Here is a 16,887-nt window from a genome sequence, read left to right on the forward strand (position 1 = left end):
TTCATTACTTTTAAATAGCTCTTATTTCATCTAATTTTCGAATTAGATAAAAGTAACAATAACCTAAAACCAACTAAAATGAATCCAATCCTTAGAAATATCCTGGCCGTTATTGCCGGCCTCGTCATTGGAAGTGCCGTAAACATGTTCTTTATTTCTCTCAATGGTCCTGTAATAGCTCTGCCGGAAGGGGCCGATGTGAGCACCATGGAAGGACTTAAAGAAAGTATGAGTTTGTTTGAACCCAAACACTTTATCTTTCCCTTCCTCGCCCATGCTTTGGGCACATTAGTTGGTGCTTTTATTGCAGCAAAAATTGCAGCTACCCATAAAACCAAATTTGCAATGGCCATTGGAGTACTGTTCCTTATTGGAGGTATCATCAATGTGATCAATCTGCCCGCTCCTACCTGGTTCTCTACCCTCGATCTGGTAGCAGCCTATATTCCCATGGGATGGTTAGGAGGAAAATTAGGTGCGAAAAAATAATAGGAATTTGAGTTATATAAAGCATGCCTCCCAATTCCATAAATGTTGCCGTCTTTGATCAATTTCCTCTATTAAAAAGTGAACGACTGATTTTCAGGGAGTTTAAAGATTCGGATGTCGCCCCTTTTTATGCCCTGCGTACTCATAAGGATGTTTTAAACTTCATGGACACAAATCCTTTGGAAAATCTGCTGGCCTCAGAAAAGATGATCCATGAGAATCACACTATGTTTCAATCACAACAAGGGATTAGTTGGGCCATTACAGATGTACAACATCATTTATTTATGGGGTATTTCCTTCTTTGGAATGTAAATCATAAACACAGCCGGGCAGAAATTGGGTATGCACTGCACCCTGAATACTGGGGTAAGGGCTATATGAAAGAAACCTTTAAAATTATGCTGCCTTTTGCTTTTAAAACCCTGAAACTACACAGGCTGGAAGCCAACATCAATCCAAATAATAAAAGGTCTGAACGACTTTTGATTGAAACTGGATTTGTAAAAGAAGGACATTTTAAAGAACACTATTTGTTCAATGGTAAATTCCTGGATAGTGTTATATACAGCTTACTTGAAAAAAAATCTTGACTAGACCACTCTCTTTACTTCTAACACTTTTTGCTTACCTTTAAAATTAAAGAAAGCGAAGTACTTCTTTTACCAATACCTGAAACCCAACTAACTACTATCCCTATGAAAAAGGTCCTAATTCTCAATGCCCTCATTTGGGGGGCAGTCATCCTGATCACCTCCTCTTTAGTGGGGAATCATGAGAAATCAGAAATAATTATTGGATTATTAGCTGTTGCTTTTGCAGTGCAAAACGGGTTTACCTATGCCTTTTTAAAAGATAAAGGAACACCCTAATCAGCGTTGTAAAATGATCTATAAAATAACAAAAGCTTCTATATCAAGAATAAAATTAGTGTTTATTGGCTTATTTTTGGTCTTCTCTTGGCAAGTTCAAAGCCAGGCAGGAACTGACGTAGATTCGCCTACCAAAGATCAATATTACCAACTTCCCAGAATTGCAATTGCTGGTGTCGCGATAGAATCGAGTACATTTTCCCCTGCCCTAACCCATGAGGATGCTTTTCATGCTAAAACAAGAGAGGCCGTTTTTTCCTATTACCCTTTCCTTGCACCGGATTCGCTCTTGCGAAAACGAGCAAAATGGCTCCCAACTTTAAAAGGTCATGCCCTCCCAGGGGGAACAGTAACCCGGGAAGCTTACGAATCCCTGCTAGGTAAAACACTTAACATGCTATCAAAAACTCTCCCTCTTGACGGACTCTTTTTGGATATCCATGGTGCCATGAGTGTCGTAGGTTTGGATGATCCGGAAGGCGATTTTATTTCCCGGATACGGTCGGTAGTGGGAACCGAAACACTTATTTCCACATCCATGGATCTTCACGGTAATGTTTCTGAGCAGCTGGCCCATCATTCAGACCTGATCACTTGCTATCGGATGGCACCCCATGAAGACGCAATTGAATCGAAAAAAAGAGCAGTAGAAAACCTTATATCGCGGCTGGAAAGTGGCAAGGGGAAACCTGCCTATAAGGCCTGGATACCTGTCCCCATATTATTACCCGGAGAAAAAACAAGTACCCGAATAGAACCAGGGAAAAGCCTCTATGCCCAGATAGACCCCCTAACAAAACAAGAAGGTATAGTAGATGCTGCCATATGGATAGGTTATGCCTGGGCCGATGAGCCCAGAAATCATGCTGTAGTGATGGTAACCGGTGATAATAATAAAAAGGTGGTGGCGGCAGCAGAAAAACTGGCCAACAGTTTTTGGGAAGTACGAAATGAATTTGAATTTGTGGCTCCTACGGCAACACTAAAGGAAAGCCTGGATAAAGCCATAGTTAGCAAGGTACACCCATATATCATAAGCGATATGGGCGATAATCCTACGGCAGGTGGTGCCGGTGATGTTACCTGGACGTTGCGCGAAATTCTTGCGAGGCCCGAATTTAAAACCAAAAAAGGACCCTCACTAATATACGCCTCTATCCCGGGTCCTGAATTTGTAGAAGAAGCTGTTAAAACCGGTATTGGAGGAACCGTAACCAGCTATGCAGGAGCGGCCGTAGATAACCGATATGCCCCTGCTTTAGAACTTTCAGGCACCATAACTGCCATCAAACATGGAGATAAGGATGCAGAAACCGAAGTAGTAGTGAACATAGGAAGTGTTTCAGTGATCGTTACTAAAAAAAGGAAACCCTACCATCATCTAAGTGACTTTACTGATTTGGGCTTGAACCCGGAAGTAGCAGATATTTTGGTAGTAAAGATCGGGTATTTGGTACCCGAGCTATATGATATACGAGCTGACTGGATCATGGCCCTCACCCCCGGCGGAGTAGATCAGGATTTGGAACGCCTCCCTTACAAAAACATTAAAAGACCTATGTTCCCTTTAGATACTACCATGGAGAAGCCAGATCTAAGTGCGCGACTCATACCCCTGTCAGATGAGAATTAACAGTTTAACGAACCTATTACTATGAAATTAAAGCCTCTTTTTTTTCTGGTTATGATTCTTTTTATCGGAGTAGGAGCTGCCCAGGAACCCTTGCTTATAAATGCATACCATAGAACAACACATTCATTAAATGGGAATTGGAAGTATATTGTAGACCCATACGAAAATGGCTTCTATAATTACAGGTTAGAGGCCTTTGAAGATCAAAAGGATCCCGGAAAGAATGCTTTTTTTACCAATTCGAAACCTTCCAATAAATCGGAACTGGTAGAATATGATTTTGATCTGAGCGATAGTATTTTAGTGCCGGGAGACTGGAATACGCAGAAAGAAAAACTATTCTATTACGAAGGCACTGTTTGGTATAAAAAATCTTTCGATTACCGTAAAACTGATGCGACCAACCGGGTTTTTGTCTATTTTGAAGCTTCGAACTACCAGACAGACGTGTACTTTAATGGCACCAAACTTGGCAGACATGTAGGTGGCTTTACGCCTTTTAACTATGAGGTAACCCATCTATTAAAAGACCAGGACAATTTTCTGGTTGTTAAAGTAGATAATAAAAGGATTAAGGAGGGTGTCCCTACCCTAAATACAGACTGGTGGAATTATGGTGGCCTTACGCGCGATGTGAAACTCATTGAAACAGGAGCTACTTTTATCAAGGATTATTTCCTGCACTTGGCTACTGAGAACCCAAAGGAGATCAATGGTTTTGTACAACTCGATGGCGCCGTATCCGGAGAACATCCTATTCGTTTGCGTATCCCCGAATTATCTATCGATACTACATTTATAACGAATAAAACTGGCAAGGCAAACATCACTCTTACATCAGACAAAATTGTTTATTGGTCACTCAAGGATCCTAAACTTTACCAGCTAAGGTTCTCATCCAGGGAGGATACGCTAACAGATCAGATCGGTTTTCGCACCATAAGTACTAAGGACGATGATATACTGCTCAACGGAGAGCCGGTCTTTCTAAAAGGGATCTCCATTCATGAGGAAAGTCCGATTAGGGGAGGCCGGGGAAACTCTGTAGAAGATGCCCGTCAATTACTTAGTTGGGCCAAGGAATTAGGCTGTAATTTTGTAAGACTGGCTCATTACCCTCACAATGAACATATGGTGAGATTGGCTGATGAAATGGGGATACTGGTCTGGAAAGAGAACCCTGTTTATTGGACCATTTCCTGGGATAATCCGGATACCTATCAAAATGCCGCCAACCAGCTTACAGAACTCATTGCCAGGGACAAGAACAGAGCCTCCGTCATCATTTGGTCCATGGCTAATGAAACTCCCACCAGTGAGTCCAGGAATTTATTTCTGAGTAATCTGGCTGAGCTGGCAAGATCCTTAGACCCAACAAGACTTATTAGTGCTGCCCTGGAACAAAGTGCCTACCAGGGTGATCCCAACGTACGCACCATACATGATGATTTTGCAGAGGTAGTAGACGTCCTGAGTTTTAACCAATATATAGGTTGGTACGATGGGCTCCCCGAAAAGGCACAAAATATCAGCTGGGTAATTGAACAGAATAAACCTGTCCTAATCTCTGAATTTGGTGGTGGGGCAAAACAGGGGCTACACGGGGATAAATATACCCGTTGGACAGAGGAATACCAGGAATATCTCTATCAGGAGACATTGAAAATGCTGAGTTCTATTAAGCAACTTCGCGGAATGTCTCCCTGGATCCTGGTAGATTTCAGATCCCCCAGAAGGATGCTGCCGGAAATACAAGATGGCTGGAATCGCAAAGGACTGATCTCTGAAGAAGGGAAAAAGAAGAAAGCTTTCTTTGTGCTGCAGGATTACTACAATTCCAAAGATTAAATTCTATTATGGTGGTCGCCAAATATATAGTCATAGCCTTTGCTGTTTTTATTATTGGCGCAGGCTTTTTAATGTTGCTAAATCCTCAGAAGGCCCGTGAAATTATAAAAAAAGCAGGAAGTACTCCTTTGATCAATTACGGAGAGCTGATACTCCGAATGATCCCGGCCGCCGGATTGATACTCTGTGCAACAGTTTCAAAATTTCCTCAATTCTTTGCCCTACTGGGTTGGTTTATGATGGGAACCTCCGTTTTTCTAATGTTACTTCCCAGAAAATACCATCATGCATATGCCCTTAAATGTGCTGATATCCTTACCCCTGCGCGAATAAGAGCCATTGCCCCACTTTCCTTTATTTTTGGCGGCTTTTTATTGTATGCTATCGTTTGATCTATAAGGCATCTTTGATAATTGCCTTAACTACCTCCGGATTGAGAAGTGTACTGATATCCCCAAGATTGTCCGTTTCCTTGGAGGCGATTTTTCTAAGAATGCGCCGCATGATCTTCCCACTGCGGGTTTTTGGAAGTCCTGGCACAAACTGTATCTTATCGAGTTTGGCAATTGGACCAATATGTTCTGTAATTTGCTGATTGATCTCCTTTCGAAGATTTTCCGGTTTTCTAGACTCCCCTATTTCTTTTAATATCACAAAACCGTATAAAGCGTTCCCTTTGACGTCATGGGGGAATCCAACAATGGCCGATTCCGCTACAGCAGGATGTTCGTTGATAGCATCCTCTATTGGGGCCGTTCCCAGGTTATGACCCGAAACAATGATCACATCATCTACTCTACCCGTTATTCTGTAATAGCCTACAGCATCTCTTTTTGCACCATCTCCTGTAAAATACATGTTTTCAAAAGCAGAGAAGTAAGTGTCGTAATATCGTTTATGGTCGCCCCAAATAGTGCGCGCCATTGAAGGCCAGGGGTATTTTATGCACAACCTGCCTTCTACCTGCTTCCCCATCAATTCTTGTCCGCGTTCATCCATTAAAGCAAGCTGCACACCTATAAAAGGAAGGGTGGCAAAGGTTGGTGTTGTGGGTGTTACAAAAGGAATAGGTGATATCATGATCCCTCCGGTTTCGGTTTGCCACCAGGTGTCTACAATGGGGCTTTTATTCTTTCCAATATTATTATTATACCAATGCCAGGCTTCTTCATTAATGGGTTCACCTACTGTCCCCAATACCTTCAGTGAGGAAAGATCGTATTTATCTACAAAGCTGAGATTTTCCTTTGCCAGGGCCCTAATGGCGGTTGGGGCCGTATAGAACTGGGTTACTTTGTGTTTTTCTACTACCTCCCAAAAGCGACCATGATCTGGGTATGTTGGTATACCTTCGAACATTACCGTGGTTGCACCATTGGCAAGAGGGCCGTAAACGATGTATGAATGACCCGTAATCCAACCGATATCTGCGGTGCACCAATACACGTCATCTTCCTGATAATTGAAAATATTTTTGAAGGTATAAGCTGTAAATACCATATAACCGGCGCTACTGTGTACCATACCCTTCGGCTTACCTGTAGATCCTGACGTATACAGGATAAACAAGGGGTCTTCAGCATCCATTATCTCAGCCTTATTTTTCGAACTGGCCTTATCTAATAAGGGTTGTAGCCATTGGTCTCTACCTTTTTCCATTACAATGGAAGCGCCGGTTCTCTTCACTACTAAAACGGATTTTATCCCGGGACAAGTCTCCAGGCTTTGATCTACAATTCCTTTTAGGTCAATGGTCTTGGTGCCTCTGTATGAACCATCTGATGTAATCACCATTTTACAATCGCAGTCATTAATTCTGGTGGCAAGGGCCAGAGAAGAAAATCCGGCAAACACAACAGAATGTATTGCGCCAATCCGGGCACAAGCTAGCACCGAAATTGCCAGTTCCGGGATCATAGGTAAGTAGATACAAACCCTATCCCCTTTTTCTACACCCTTCTCTTTGAGTACATTGGCCATTTTACAGACCCTTTCATGAAGCTGGTTATAGCTAATATGTTGTGCTTTTTCCGCGGGATCATTAGGTTCAAAAAGGATGGCTGTTTTATCGCCCCTAATATGGAGATGCCTGTCAATACAATTTTCTGTAATATTTAATTTCGCGTTTTCAAACCATGCTACTTCCGGTTTGGAAAAATCCCATCGCATCACATTGGTCCATCGTTTTCTCCAAACGAAATGTTCTTCTGCTATCTCTTCCCAGAAATTTTCTGGTTCGCGTACCGACTTTCGATAGATCTGAAAATATTCTTCTAAATTTTTGATATAGTAATTACTCATCGTACTTTATTTAATGTGACCTGGCCCTGCCGGCACCCTTCGGTAGCCTAATGGTTTCTACTATTTGTTGCACTTCCTCCGGTGGGTCTTTTGTATATGTTGAAATAACAAGGGATACTATAAAATTAAGCAACATTGCTATGGTTCCAAAACCTTCGGGAGAAATTCCAAACCACCAATCTTCCGGACCTCCGCCTCCAAACATATCGAACTTAAATTTCAACATGTAAAAGAGCATTACCAGAATACCCGCCACCATACCTGCGGTAGCCCCTTCCTTATTCATCTTCTTATAGAAAATTCCCAAAATAATGGCGGGAAAAAAGGAAGCCGCAGCCAACCCAAAGGCCAATGCCACAGTAGCTGCTACAAAGTCGGGGGGATTAATGCCAAAATACCCGGCAATACAAACGGCAACCACAGCCGATAATCTGGCATAAACAAGTTCAGCTTTATCCGTAATGTTTGGCTTCCATTGCTTTTTGATCAGATCGTGTGATATAGAAGTGGAGATCACCAATAAAAGGCCAGCGGCTGTTGATAATGCTGCCGCCAGTCCACCGGCGGCTACCAATGCTATTACCCAATTTGGAAGATCAGCGATCTCCGGATTGGCCAATACGGTAATATCCGGATCCACGGTTAATTCATTTTTGTCAGCATCACCTACATACTGAATTAGACCATCATTATTCTTATCATTGAAAACTATTAGTCCGGTTGTTTCCCATTTTTGGAACCAAGGGGGCATATTTTCATAAGGTTGATCACTAACGGTCTCCAGGAGGTTTGTTCTTGCAAAAACAGCAACTGCGGGTGCCGTAGTATATAAAATGGCAATAAAGAGTAAGGCATAACCGGCCGACTTTCTGGCATCGCGTACATTAGGAACCGTAAAAAAACGCACAATTACATGCGGTAAACCGGCTGTTCCTACCATCAAAGCTGCCGTGATACAAAAGACATCGATCATGGCCTTGGAGCCATTTGTATAGGCCGTAAATCCCAGGTCTGTGGAAAGCCCATCTAACTTATCTAATAAGGAGATATTCTCGCCCAATACCTCTGCCCCAATACCCAATTGTGGAATAGGGTTGCCTGTAATTTGGATAGATATAAAAATAGCCGGGACCATAAAGGCAAAGATCAAGACACAATATTGGGCCACCTGGGTATAGGTAATACCTTTCATCCCACCCAAAACAGCGTAAAAGAGCACAATGATCATCCCGATCATAACACCGGTATTAATTGGCACTTCTAAAAAACGAGAAAAGACCAGTCCTACCCCGCGCATTTGTCCTGCCACATAGGTAAAGGATACCAGCAAGGCACAAACCACTGCTACCGTCCTGGTTATATTGGAATAATATCGATCCCCAATAAAGTCGGGCACAGTAAACTTCCCAAACTTTCGAAGATATGGGGCTAAAAGGAGGGCCAGTAGAACATAGCCTCCGGTCCAACCCATAAGATATACAGAACCATCGTAGCCCGTAAAGGACAGAAGGCCTGCCATGCCCAAAAAGGAGGCCGCAGACATCCAATCTGCTGCCGTAGCCAATCCGTTAGCCAATGCGGGTACATGACCCCCAGCGATGTAAAAATCGCTTGTTGAACTCGCCCTGGACCAAATAGCAATGCCTATATAGATGGAAAATGAAATAATGACCAGGAGTAGGGTCCAACTTTGTACATCCATAGTTTAAGCGGTTGGTTTTTTGTAATGACTACTCATCATACCCAAATTTCTTATCGAGTTTATTCATTAGTCGAACATAGACAAAAATCAGGATCACAAAGACATAAATTGCGCCTTGCTGCGCAAACCAGAAACCGAGCCCAAAGCCGCCAATTCTGATCGTATTCAGGGCATCCTTAAAAAGAATCCCTGCACCAAAGGAGACCAGAAACCATATACTTAGCAAGATTATTAAGTAGCGTAGATTTTCTTTCCAATAAGCAGTTGCCTTTTTTTGTTTAGTATCCATTTCTAGCAAATAAAATATGCGTGGAACAAAATACTAAATTATACGGGATTAGCTTCGCAGGGAGTGTACAATCGAAAAAGAATTGCGATAAATCTATTGTTCCAGGCTTACTGCCTGAAATCCTCGAAGTTCCTGATCGTCAAATTGGGCCGATACTTCTATTGGGTTACAGCATACCTCACAGTCTTCCACATAGGTTTGACCAGAAACGGAAGTATCCAGGAGCATTGAAATCTCTTCCCAGCAATACGGACATTGAAAAAAATGTTCAAGCATTTGGAAGCCTTATAATTCAACGTTCAATAATTGTCCGGTGAGTTGCAGTAATTGAAGTTCTGCAAGTTTAGCGTCGTATTTAGCTAAGTTCTTATTGGTTTGTGCATTGAGCAGGTTGATCTGTGCCTGACGAAATTCTATTGAGGTGATCCTTCCCAATTGAAATTGTTCTTTGGATCTTTCAAAATTGTTCTGGTTGGTGATCACATTTTGTTCCTGTATTGCGTAAATATTTAACCGATTTTCATAAATATCCAACGCATTCAGGATGTCGCGATCCACTTCTATTTCTATTTGCTTTTTCAACAATTCCTGGTTCTCATATGCGATCTTCGCATTCCTGATCCGCACAGTTGTACCACCGCCATCGAACAAATTCCATGTTAATCTCGCGCCAAGGCTAAAGTTGTACGTCTCGTTATTGGTTCCAGGGAAAAAGGCAGAAGCGGCACTTTGATTTAAATTCCAGCCATAGGTACCATTAAGACCTATAGTAGGCAGATAACCAGACCTACTTATCTTGATATCATACTCGTTGATCAGGAGGTTCTTTTTGGTTTGCAGCAATGCTACATTATTATCTTTTGCCAGCGAAATATAGTCATCTAGTTGTAATCTGGGGATAAAAACAACTACGGTATCTACCTTAAAAGTATCATTCAGATTTTGATTTAAAACCACATTTAAATCACGTTTGGTATTAGACAATTGTTGATGGGCATTTAATAGATTGATACTGTCATTGGTCACATCTACCTGCGCATTTAAAATATTCAGTTTGGTATTCTGACCATATTCAAAGGCGTATTCTGCCCGGGTTATACGGTCTTTGGAAATTTCCAGTGCCTGTTTAAGTACGTTGACGTTCTCTGATAGTCGGGCCACTTCAAAATATATACTCAGCAATTGAAGTACGGTATTTTCAATAGTTTCCCGGGCCTGCAATTCTGAAAGTTGGTATTGTTCTTTTAGGCTTTTATAGTTGTAAAAACGCCCCAGGCCATCGAATAAAGTATAGTCTAAAGAAAGGCCGGAGTTATAACGTTGGGCCTCAGCCTTGTCGAGCTCTACATCGGGCCTTGGAACTCCATTTTCCTGGAATTGTCCCGGAAATTCAATAGTAGCATCGTCCCTGTTATAGGTAGCTCCGGCACTTCCGGTTAAAGTAGGTAAGAAGCCTGTATTCAGGATGCTTTGGTTGTTTTCGGCAATCTCAACCTGGTTCTTGGCCACCTTAATTCCAAAATTATTATATAGGGCCGTGGAAACGGCATCGTCTTTTAACAATAATTGTTCCTGTGCTCTAGTACTTATCGCTATAAATACCAATAGCATGAAAATCGTATGGTACTTCCTCATTATTTAGTATCCTTCAATTCTTTTTCTAAATCTTTTTTTGGGTCTGAAACAGGAGAACCATTGGTTGGCTCTTTAAGGATTTTGGTTACTATTTGGCCTTGTAAATAGACCTCCTCTTTTTGTTCCTTTATAGCTCGTTCTACCTCTTCTTTTGTAATAACATTCCCTGTCGCCAACCATTTTGTACTCACCTTTACCTTATTACTAAAAGACAAGAAAATAGGTAACATGATTAACGTAAGAACTGTAGCAAAACCAATACCATAGGCTATAGAAATGGCCATTGGAATTAGAAACTGGGCCTGTCTGCTTTGTTCAAATATTAATGGAGCCAGACCAGCGGCCGTGGTTAAGGATGTTAAGAAAATAGCCCTGAACCTCGATCTTCCAGCCTCAAATATGGCATCATCAAAATTCATCCCATTTCGCAGATTACTATTAAACTTCCCTATAAGGACCAAACCATCATTAACCATGATCCCAATTAGTGCAATGATCCCCAGCATGGATAATATATTCATGGGAAAATTATGTATGTAATGACCCCAAGCTACTGCTGTTAAACTAAAGGGAATAAGGAGCAGTAACATCAGAGGCTGACTAAAGCTCCTGAAGGTAAAGGCAATAGTTACATAGATCAGTAATAGTACCGTTAGCCCTACAAACTGAAGCGAGCCAATCAGTTTTCCTGCTTCCCTGTTTTGCCCTTCATAGGAGGCTGATACAGTGGGATATCTGGATTGTATTTCCGGCATGATCTCAGTTCGTATCTCGGTCATAACATCAGTTGCACTTGTAGTTTGTGCATCCTTTAGATCGGCCGAAATTTGAATTTCACGTTGTCCGTCCAAATGATTTATAGCAACCTCGCCTCGTTCAATAGTATAATTTGCGATCTCTTTTAACGGCACCCTGCTTCCATTGGGTGCAACAATGCGCATTTCATCCAGATCGGATATGGAGGATCTGTTTTCTCTATCATAACGTACCCAAACACGAATCTCATCTTGTCCCCGTTGAAAACGTTGTGCCTGTGTCCCGAAAAATCCGGCTCTAACCTGATTCATTACGGTCCTTAGATCTAATCCAAGTAAATAGGCATTTTCCTTAAGCTCTAAGCGTATCTCTTTGATACCTGCAGGATCATTATCTGCAACATCCTTCAATTCTGTATTACTTAAAAGTGCATTTTTTAGTTCTATTTTTGCTCCTTTAAGTTCATCTATATTGTACCCCAGTAATGATACGGAAACAGGATCTCCTCCAAAATTACCTCCTGATCCGTAAATTAGGCTTTCAACTCCTATTACGGGGCCTACCAATTCGCGCAGACGCGTAGTAACCATATCGGAACGTATGGCATCCGGGCGTTCTTCCCCTGGCAACAAATTAATGGTAAGCGTTGCTGAGGATGAACCAGGGCCAACATTCTTAATTACATTTTCGTAAAGTATCTTATCCGTCCCCTTTAGGTATTGCTCCGTCAATTCCTGATTTACGATCTCGGCCTTTTCTTCAATTACGCTAATAATAGAATCTGTAACTTTTTCATTAGTCCCATTTGGCATCTGCAGAGTTACCTGCACCCTGTCACTCGCTATTTGCGGAAAAAAAGCGGTGCGAATAATTCCACCTCCAACAGATCCAAAGGTTAATAACAGTGCAAAAACGAAGAATGAAAATGTGAGCAATTTGTACTTAAGTGCAAAACGCAAGGTTGGGCTGTACATCTTGTCCCGGAGCCATGCCATAGCACGATCTCCTGATTGATTGATTACCCTTAGTTTAGAAAATACTTTGGCGATCCCTTTCTTGGGTTTGTTATCTATGGGTTTCAAAGCCTTAGAATGCGCCAAATGCGCAGGTAAAATGATCAGTGCTTCAATTAGTGATACAGCTAGCGTGAGTATTACAATGACCGATACTTCCCCAAAGAATTCTCCAATTCTACCGTCCAGAAACAGGAATATGGAAAAGGCCAGTACCGTTGTAATAATTGCCGATACAATAGGAGGAAGTACCTCCATAGTGCCGTCTATTGCTGCCTGTACAGGTGTTTTTCCTTTTTCATAATGCTGGTAAATATTCTCAGCTATCACAATTCCGTCATCTACCAAAATACCAATTACGATGATCATACCGAATAGCGATAAGACATTGATGGTCACATCAAAATACCCTGCAAAAATAAACATCCCTAAAAAGGATATTGGCAAGCCAAAAGCCACCCAGAATGCTAATCGTGTGTTTAGAAACAAGGACAGGAAAATAAGGACAAGGGCCATCCCCATTATGGCATTCTCGGTCAGTAATTTGGTACGTTCTGTTAGAGTTACGGACAGGTCGCTAACCACATTTAATTTAACGTTATTGTATTTCTGATTAAACTCCTCGATATAGTTTCTTACTTTTTCAGCCGAAGAAATAAGGTCTTCGGTATTTGTGCTTGTTATGGTTGTACTTACGGAGAGATTCCCATTAAAATAAGATGCGTTGGGAGTTTCGGAAAAACGGTCCCTAACCACTGCCACGTCTTTGAGTCTGATTGTTTGGCCTGAAGCATCGGCCCGAATGATTAAATTGGAAAGTTCAACCCCATAATAGGACCTGTTATTGGCCCTGATAAGGTACTCCTCTGCATCGGTCTTGATGTTTCCCCCGGTAACAAGAATGTTGGCATTTGAAACGGCTTGTGCCACTTCGGTAAAGGACATGCCATACGCCAGAAGACTATTTTCATTTACCGCAATTTCTATCTCTTCCTGCGGATATCCTGACACATTGATTTGGGATATACCATCAATAGACCTTATATCGTTTTCAATTTGACGCCCTATCTGTTTTAAGGTTGCCAAAGGAATGTTATCCCCACTAATTGCAAAGCTAATGGTCTGCCTTACTACTTCTAATTTTGATACTATTAAGGGTTCCATGCCGGTTGGGAACGTTGGCACCCGGTCTACGGCATTCTTAACCTGCAAGAGCATAAAGTCTACATCCCTACCTTTTTCTATTTCTACATTGATACTACCGCTGTTCTCCCTGGAGGTAGAGGTTACTCTATCTACCCCTTCGAGCCCTTTTAAATTATCTTCGATCTTTAAAACTATCCCTTCTTCGATCTCTTGCGGTGAAGCCCCGGGATAGGTTATGTTTATGGAGATGTTCTTTGAATCGGTCAGTGGAAAGAAGGAAGATTTTAAGGATAATGCTCCCACAATTCCAAATATAAAAAAGGCAATGATCACAACATTGACCGCCACATGATATTTTATGAAATAAGCGATGATATTTCTCATTGTTCAATATTTTGAGCGGTCTCTCCCTGATATACTTTAACCAACATCCCGGCGTATGCGCCAACTACTGGTTTAGTTATGATTGTTATGCCATCTGGCACTTCTTTTAAAACTACCTTCTTGTTTGAAAAATACACGGGTTTTACATCGATCAGATCTAAGATCGTATCGCGGACAACAAATATTTTATCATTTTCCATAAGCAAGTTTCTGTCTATTTCAATAGCATTGGTCTCTTGTTTGGCATTTAAATTTGCCTCCAGATACATTCCTTCTTTTAGGTCCCTATCGCTTACTTCAATAAATGCCTTTATGGTTTGAGTTGCCTGATCTACACTACCATTTATCCTCGTAACCTTCCCCTTATAAGTTTTGTTGCGATCTAGCGTCACCAGGTTTACAACTTCCCCTATTTTTAAAAGATCACTGAAGGTTTTGCTTACGGCAACTTCTAATTCATACACATCTGTATTAATAAATTCTCCGAGTTTTTGACCAGACCTTACCAGGGAACCTTCTGTCACTAATGCCTCTGTTAGTATACCGCTAAAGGGCGCTTTTATAGTGTACTTACTTAAGCGTTGTTCAAGATTTTTAACGTTGTAATAGTTGGTTTGAATACCACGGCCAGATATAAAGTACTTCTCGTTTTCCGTTGTCATCACCGGAAGGGCAGGAGTTGTTCTGTCCATATCAAAGTTGGAGAGGTACGCCTGCCATTTTGGATAGACCTCGGGATAATCTAGCCGAAGATCTGGCATAATAGAGGTGATTAAATTGTATAAATTACTCTTCGCAGACTGTACACTCGCATAATACTCAGAGGCATCTATCCGAATAATAGTTTCTCCAGCGCTGTATGGCTGTCCTGCTTTAAAGAGTTTATTCCCTTTTTTGAATACTCCCTGAACCTCAGCAAAAAGCTCTACCCTGCGTTTGGCAGTAAGATTGCCATTGGCCGGCACAATGATAGCTACTGTTCCGTTGGTAACTGTTTGGGTAAAAACGGTCTTAACCACTTTTTCCACCCTTGGTTTTGTGCGGGTTTTACTATCAACTATCTGTTTCGATAAAAAGATTCCCAATATAATTATTAGGACCCCTGCTATTGATAAAACTATTTTTCTCATTGTTTGGGTTCTTATTGTGATGCTATTTCTGACGTAAAATTGTCTTGTATCCTTTTCAGAATTTCGATCATTCGTTGAATCTCTGATTTACTTATATCCTTTTCCATGATATTTATTGCTTTTTGTATGATAGGCCGGGTATTTCGGAATATCTCCCTACCGCTTTCGGTCAGATAAACGAGGTTTACCCGTTTGTCTAATTCGTGCTGTCTCCTGATTATATATCCTTTGCGTTCCATCTTGGCTAATAACCTGGCTAAGGATGATTTATCTCGCCATGTTAGTTGTGCCAATTCATTCTGATTAAGTCCATCCTCATTAAGAAGTTTCTTTAGAACTATCATTTGTTCTTTGCTAACATCCAATCCATGCTGCTGGAACGCTTCATGAAAATAGTAATCTACTATTTTCGCGGTCTTTCCAATCCATGGCCCCAGAGAGTTTTCCAGATCTATGTCCAATTTTAATTCTTGCATCGGGCAAAATTAGGTAAATATCAATTAGTTGCACCTGCAACTATAGTTAAATAAATCTTAATTTTCGTTTAACTTTTTGTATTTACCATAAAACAAAAAAAGGGATGTTTTCACATCCCTTTTTTTATAGCTAACCAACTTAAAAACTGACTAATCCTGATCTGGATCATCGTCAAATTTTGTTTCCGCAACCCGTGTTTTCTTAAAGTCGATCTCCTTGAAGTTTAGTTTAAGATCTCCTTTGTCATAGTCGAAAACCAGGAATTGTCTTGTATTCATAGTCTCCAGGTTCTTTAGAGAATTAAATTTGTTGTTTTGGATCTGCAGGATCTCCAGACTGGCCAATTGGCTAAATTCTGCAGGGATCTCCCCATCTAACTGGTTGTTGGCTAAGATCAGTTCCTTTAACTGAACTAATTTGCCAAATTCTCTAGGGATAGAGCCTTGGAGCGTATTTTCAAAAAGTCCAAGACTTTCGAGCTCGCTTAGTTTTCCCAATGCTTCTGGAATAGCACCTTTTAAATTATTACTGGAAAGGTTTAATACTTTTAATTTTGTAAGCTGACCCATACTTTCAGGTATACTCCCCGAAAAGAAATTATTAAAGGCCGTGAGTTCTTTTAGGTTAGAGAGTTCACCAAAGGACGCCGGTAAAGCACCTTTGAATCTGTTCATCTCAATCTTAAGTACTTCCAGGTTTTCCAAATTGGCAATAGTCTCAGGAAGTTCTCCCGTTAAACCATTAAAAGCCAGATTAAGCACTCTAAGATGAACTAATTTTCCAAAACTAGCCGGCAGGACACCTTTTAAATTGTTTCTGAAAAGATTGATCTCTACTACATGGTCATTCTCAACCTTTACCCCATACCATTGTGTAACCGGGGCATCTAGATCCCAACCTCTGACCCACTCCGTACCGTTCGTGCTCTCATAAAAATCAATGAGTGCCTTCGTTTCAGCCTTACTTACCTTGGCAGAAACAAAAAACGAAGAGCTGAGCAAAACAATGAAAAGGATCAGCGTATTTTTCATAGTGTCAAAATTTGAGCGCAAAGAGAATCTTTTAAACTAAATCTTATAAGATAGCTAAGAATTACCTTACAAATATACCGTAATGTAGGGATTGGATGTCATTTTTTCCGATGAACGGTTCATATTTGTTGTGAAACTATAATAATTTGTGGTGAACAAAATAGTTGGATTACAAAAAATT

15 protein-coding genes are annotated in these 16,887 nt (G+C 41.0%); 6 read left to right on the plus strand and 9 right to left on the minus strand.

Annotated features, from left to right (window positions below; all coding sequences use genetic code 11):
* Positions 1-78 precede the first annotated feature (78 nt).
* The 6 genes from Q0X72_RS01820 to Q0X72_RS01845 all read left to right on the plus strand — a co-directional run bounded on the left by Q0X72_RS01820 (position 79) and on the right by Q0X72_RS01845 (position 5,234).
* Positions 79-489 carry a hypothetical protein gene (locus Q0X72_RS01820; protein ID WP_297761192.1) on the plus strand — a complete coding sequence of 137 codons (411 nt, stop codon included), beginning with the start codon at positions 79-81 and terminating at the stop codon, positions 487-489.
* Positions 490-512: 23 nt separating this feature from the next.
* A complete protein-coding gene (locus Q0X72_RS01825) occupies positions 513-1,082 on the plus strand; it encodes a GNAT family N-acetyltransferase (RefSeq protein WP_297761195.1) in 570 nt (189 codons plus the stop codon).
* Positions 1,083-1,187: 105 nt separating this feature from the next.
* Positions 1,188-1,361 (plus strand): hypothetical protein, encoded by a 174-nt coding sequence (locus Q0X72_RS01830; RefSeq protein ID WP_297761198.1) that lies wholly within the window; start codon positions 1,188-1,190, stop codon positions 1,359-1,361.
* A gap of 13 nt (positions 1,362-1,374) precedes the next feature.
* Entirely contained in the window at positions 1,375-2,994 is a 1,620-nt protein-coding gene (locus Q0X72_RS01835) for a M81 family metallopeptidase (RefSeq protein ID WP_297761200.1), read from the plus strand.
* A gap of 21 nt (positions 2,995-3,015) precedes the next feature.
* Positions 3,016-4,842, plus strand: coding sequence for a glycoside hydrolase family 2 protein (locus Q0X72_RS01840; RefSeq protein WP_297761203.1), 1,827 nt, complete (start codon positions 3,016-3,018; stop codon positions 4,840-4,842).
* 8 nt (positions 4,843-4,850) lie between these two features.
* The gene (locus Q0X72_RS01845; RefSeq protein ID WP_297761206.1) at positions 4,851-5,234 is read left to right on the plus strand and encodes a hypothetical protein; all 384 of its coding nucleotides are present in this window, start codon (positions 4,851-4,853) and stop codon (positions 5,232-5,234) included.
* A gap of 1 nt (position 5,235) precedes the next feature.
* Here Q0X72_RS01845 and acs read toward each other — a convergent pair whose 3' ends face one another.
* The 9 genes from acs to Q0X72_RS01890 form a co-directional block, all read right to left on the minus strand.
* Positions 5,236-7,143: an acetate--CoA ligase gene (gene acs / locus Q0X72_RS01850; protein ID WP_297761209.1), complete on the minus strand. Its 1,908-nt coding sequence runs from the start codon at positions 7,141-7,143 to the stop codon at positions 5,236-5,238.
* A 10-nt stretch (positions 7,144-7,153) separates the two neighbouring features.
* On the minus strand, positions 7,154-8,845 hold the full coding sequence (locus Q0X72_RS01855; RefSeq protein ID WP_297761212.1) for a sodium:solute symporter family protein: 1,692 nt from the start codon (positions 8,843-8,845) through the stop codon (positions 7,154-7,156).
* Between the two features lie 28 nt (positions 8,846-8,873).
* Positions 8,874-9,134, minus strand: coding sequence for a DUF4212 domain-containing protein (locus Q0X72_RS01860; protein WP_297761215.1), 261 nt, complete (start codon positions 9,132-9,134; stop codon positions 8,874-8,876).
* A gap of 93 nt (positions 9,135-9,227) precedes the next feature.
* A complete protein-coding gene (locus Q0X72_RS01865; RefSeq protein WP_297761217.1) occupies positions 9,228-9,410 on the minus strand; it encodes a CPXCG motif-containing cysteine-rich protein in 183 nt (60 codons plus the stop codon).
* Positions 9,411-9,419: 9 nt separating this feature from the next.
* Positions 9,420-10,769 (minus strand): TolC family protein, encoded by a 1,350-nt coding sequence (locus tag Q0X72_RS01870; RefSeq protein WP_297761220.1) that lies wholly within the window; start codon positions 10,767-10,769, stop codon positions 9,420-9,422.
* A complete protein-coding gene (locus Q0X72_RS01875; protein ID WP_297761223.1) occupies positions 10,769-14,068 on the minus strand; it encodes an efflux RND transporter permease subunit in 3,300 nt (1,099 codons plus the stop codon). The genes Q0X72_RS01870 and Q0X72_RS01875 overlap by 1 nt, the downstream gene beginning before the upstream one ends.
* Positions 14,065-15,198, minus strand: coding sequence for an HlyD family efflux transporter periplasmic adaptor subunit (locus Q0X72_RS01880; RefSeq protein ID WP_297761226.1), 1,134 nt, complete (start codon positions 15,196-15,198; stop codon positions 14,065-14,067). Before Q0X72_RS01880 ends, Q0X72_RS01875 begins: the two co-directional genes overlap by 4 nt.
* A gap of 11 nt (positions 15,199-15,209) precedes the next feature.
* A complete protein-coding gene (locus Q0X72_RS01885; protein ID WP_297761228.1) occupies positions 15,210-15,674 on the minus strand; it encodes a MarR family transcriptional regulator in 465 nt (154 codons plus the stop codon).
* Positions 15,675-15,824: 150 nt separating this feature from the next.
* Positions 15,825-16,706, minus strand: a complete 882-nt coding sequence (locus tag Q0X72_RS01890) for a hypothetical protein (RefSeq protein WP_297761231.1) — start codon at positions 16,704-16,706, stop codon at positions 15,825-15,827.
* Positions 16,707-16,887 lie beyond the last annotated feature (181 nt).

Source organism: uncultured Muriicola sp., from assembly GCF_947258935.1.
Classification (GTDB): Bacteria; Bacteroidota; Bacteroidia; order Flavobacteriales; family Flavobacteriaceae; genus Muriicola.

Bases quoted from the DNA above. Each gene is read 5' to 3' on its own strand.
- Q0X72_RS01890 (WP_297761231.1), bottom strand. From the start codon at position 16,706: ATGAAAAATACGCTGATCCTTTTCATTGTTTTGCTCAGCTCTTCGTTT.
- Q0X72_RS01855 (WP_297761212.1), bottom strand. From the start codon at position 8,845: ATGGATGTACAAAGTTGGACCCTACTCCTGGTCATTATTTCATTTTCC.
- Q0X72_RS01830 (WP_297761198.1), top strand. From the start codon at position 1,188: ATGAAAAAGGTCCTAATTCTCAATGCCCTCATTTGGGGGGCAGTCATC.
- Q0X72_RS01840 (WP_297761203.1), top strand. From the start codon at position 3,016: ATGAAATTAAAGCCTCTTTTTTTTCTGGTTATGATTCTTTTTATCGGA.
- Q0X72_RS01870 (WP_297761220.1), bottom strand. From the start codon at position 10,769: ATGAGGAAGTACCATACGATTTTCATGCTATTGGTATTTATAGCGATA.
- Q0X72_RS01860 (WP_297761215.1), bottom strand. From the start codon at position 9,134: ATGGATACTAAACAAAAAAAGGCAACTGCTTATTGGAAAGAAAATCTA.
- Q0X72_RS01845 (WP_297761206.1), top strand. From the start codon at position 4,851: ATGGTGGTCGCCAAATATATAGTCATAGCCTTTGCTGTTTTTATTATT.
- acs (WP_297761209.1), bottom strand. From the start codon at position 7,143: ATGAGTAATTACTATATCAAAAATTTAGAAGAATATTTTCAGATCTAT.
- Q0X72_RS01825 (WP_297761195.1), top strand. From the start codon at position 513: ATGCCTCCCAATTCCATAAATGTTGCCGTCTTTGATCAATTTCCTCTA.
- Q0X72_RS01875 (WP_297761223.1), bottom strand. From the start codon at position 14,068: ATGAGAAATATCATCGCTTATTTCATAAAATATCATGTGGCGGTCAAT.
- Q0X72_RS01880 (WP_297761226.1), bottom strand. From the start codon at position 15,198: ATGAGAAAAATAGTTTTATCAATAGCAGGGGTCCTAATAATTATATTG.
- Q0X72_RS01885 (WP_297761228.1), bottom strand. From the start codon at position 15,674: ATGCAAGAATTAAAATTGGACATAGATCTGGAAAACTCTCTGGGGCCA.
- Q0X72_RS01820 (WP_297761192.1), top strand. From the start codon at position 79: ATGAATCCAATCCTTAGAAATATCCTGGCCGTTATTGCCGGCCTCGTC.
- Q0X72_RS01865 (WP_297761217.1), bottom strand. From the start codon at position 9,410: ATGCTTGAACATTTTTTTCAATGTCCGTATTGCTGGGAAGAGATTTCA.
- Q0X72_RS01835 (WP_297761200.1), top strand. From the start codon at position 1,375: ATGATCTATAAAATAACAAAAGCTTCTATATCAAGAATAAAATTAGTG.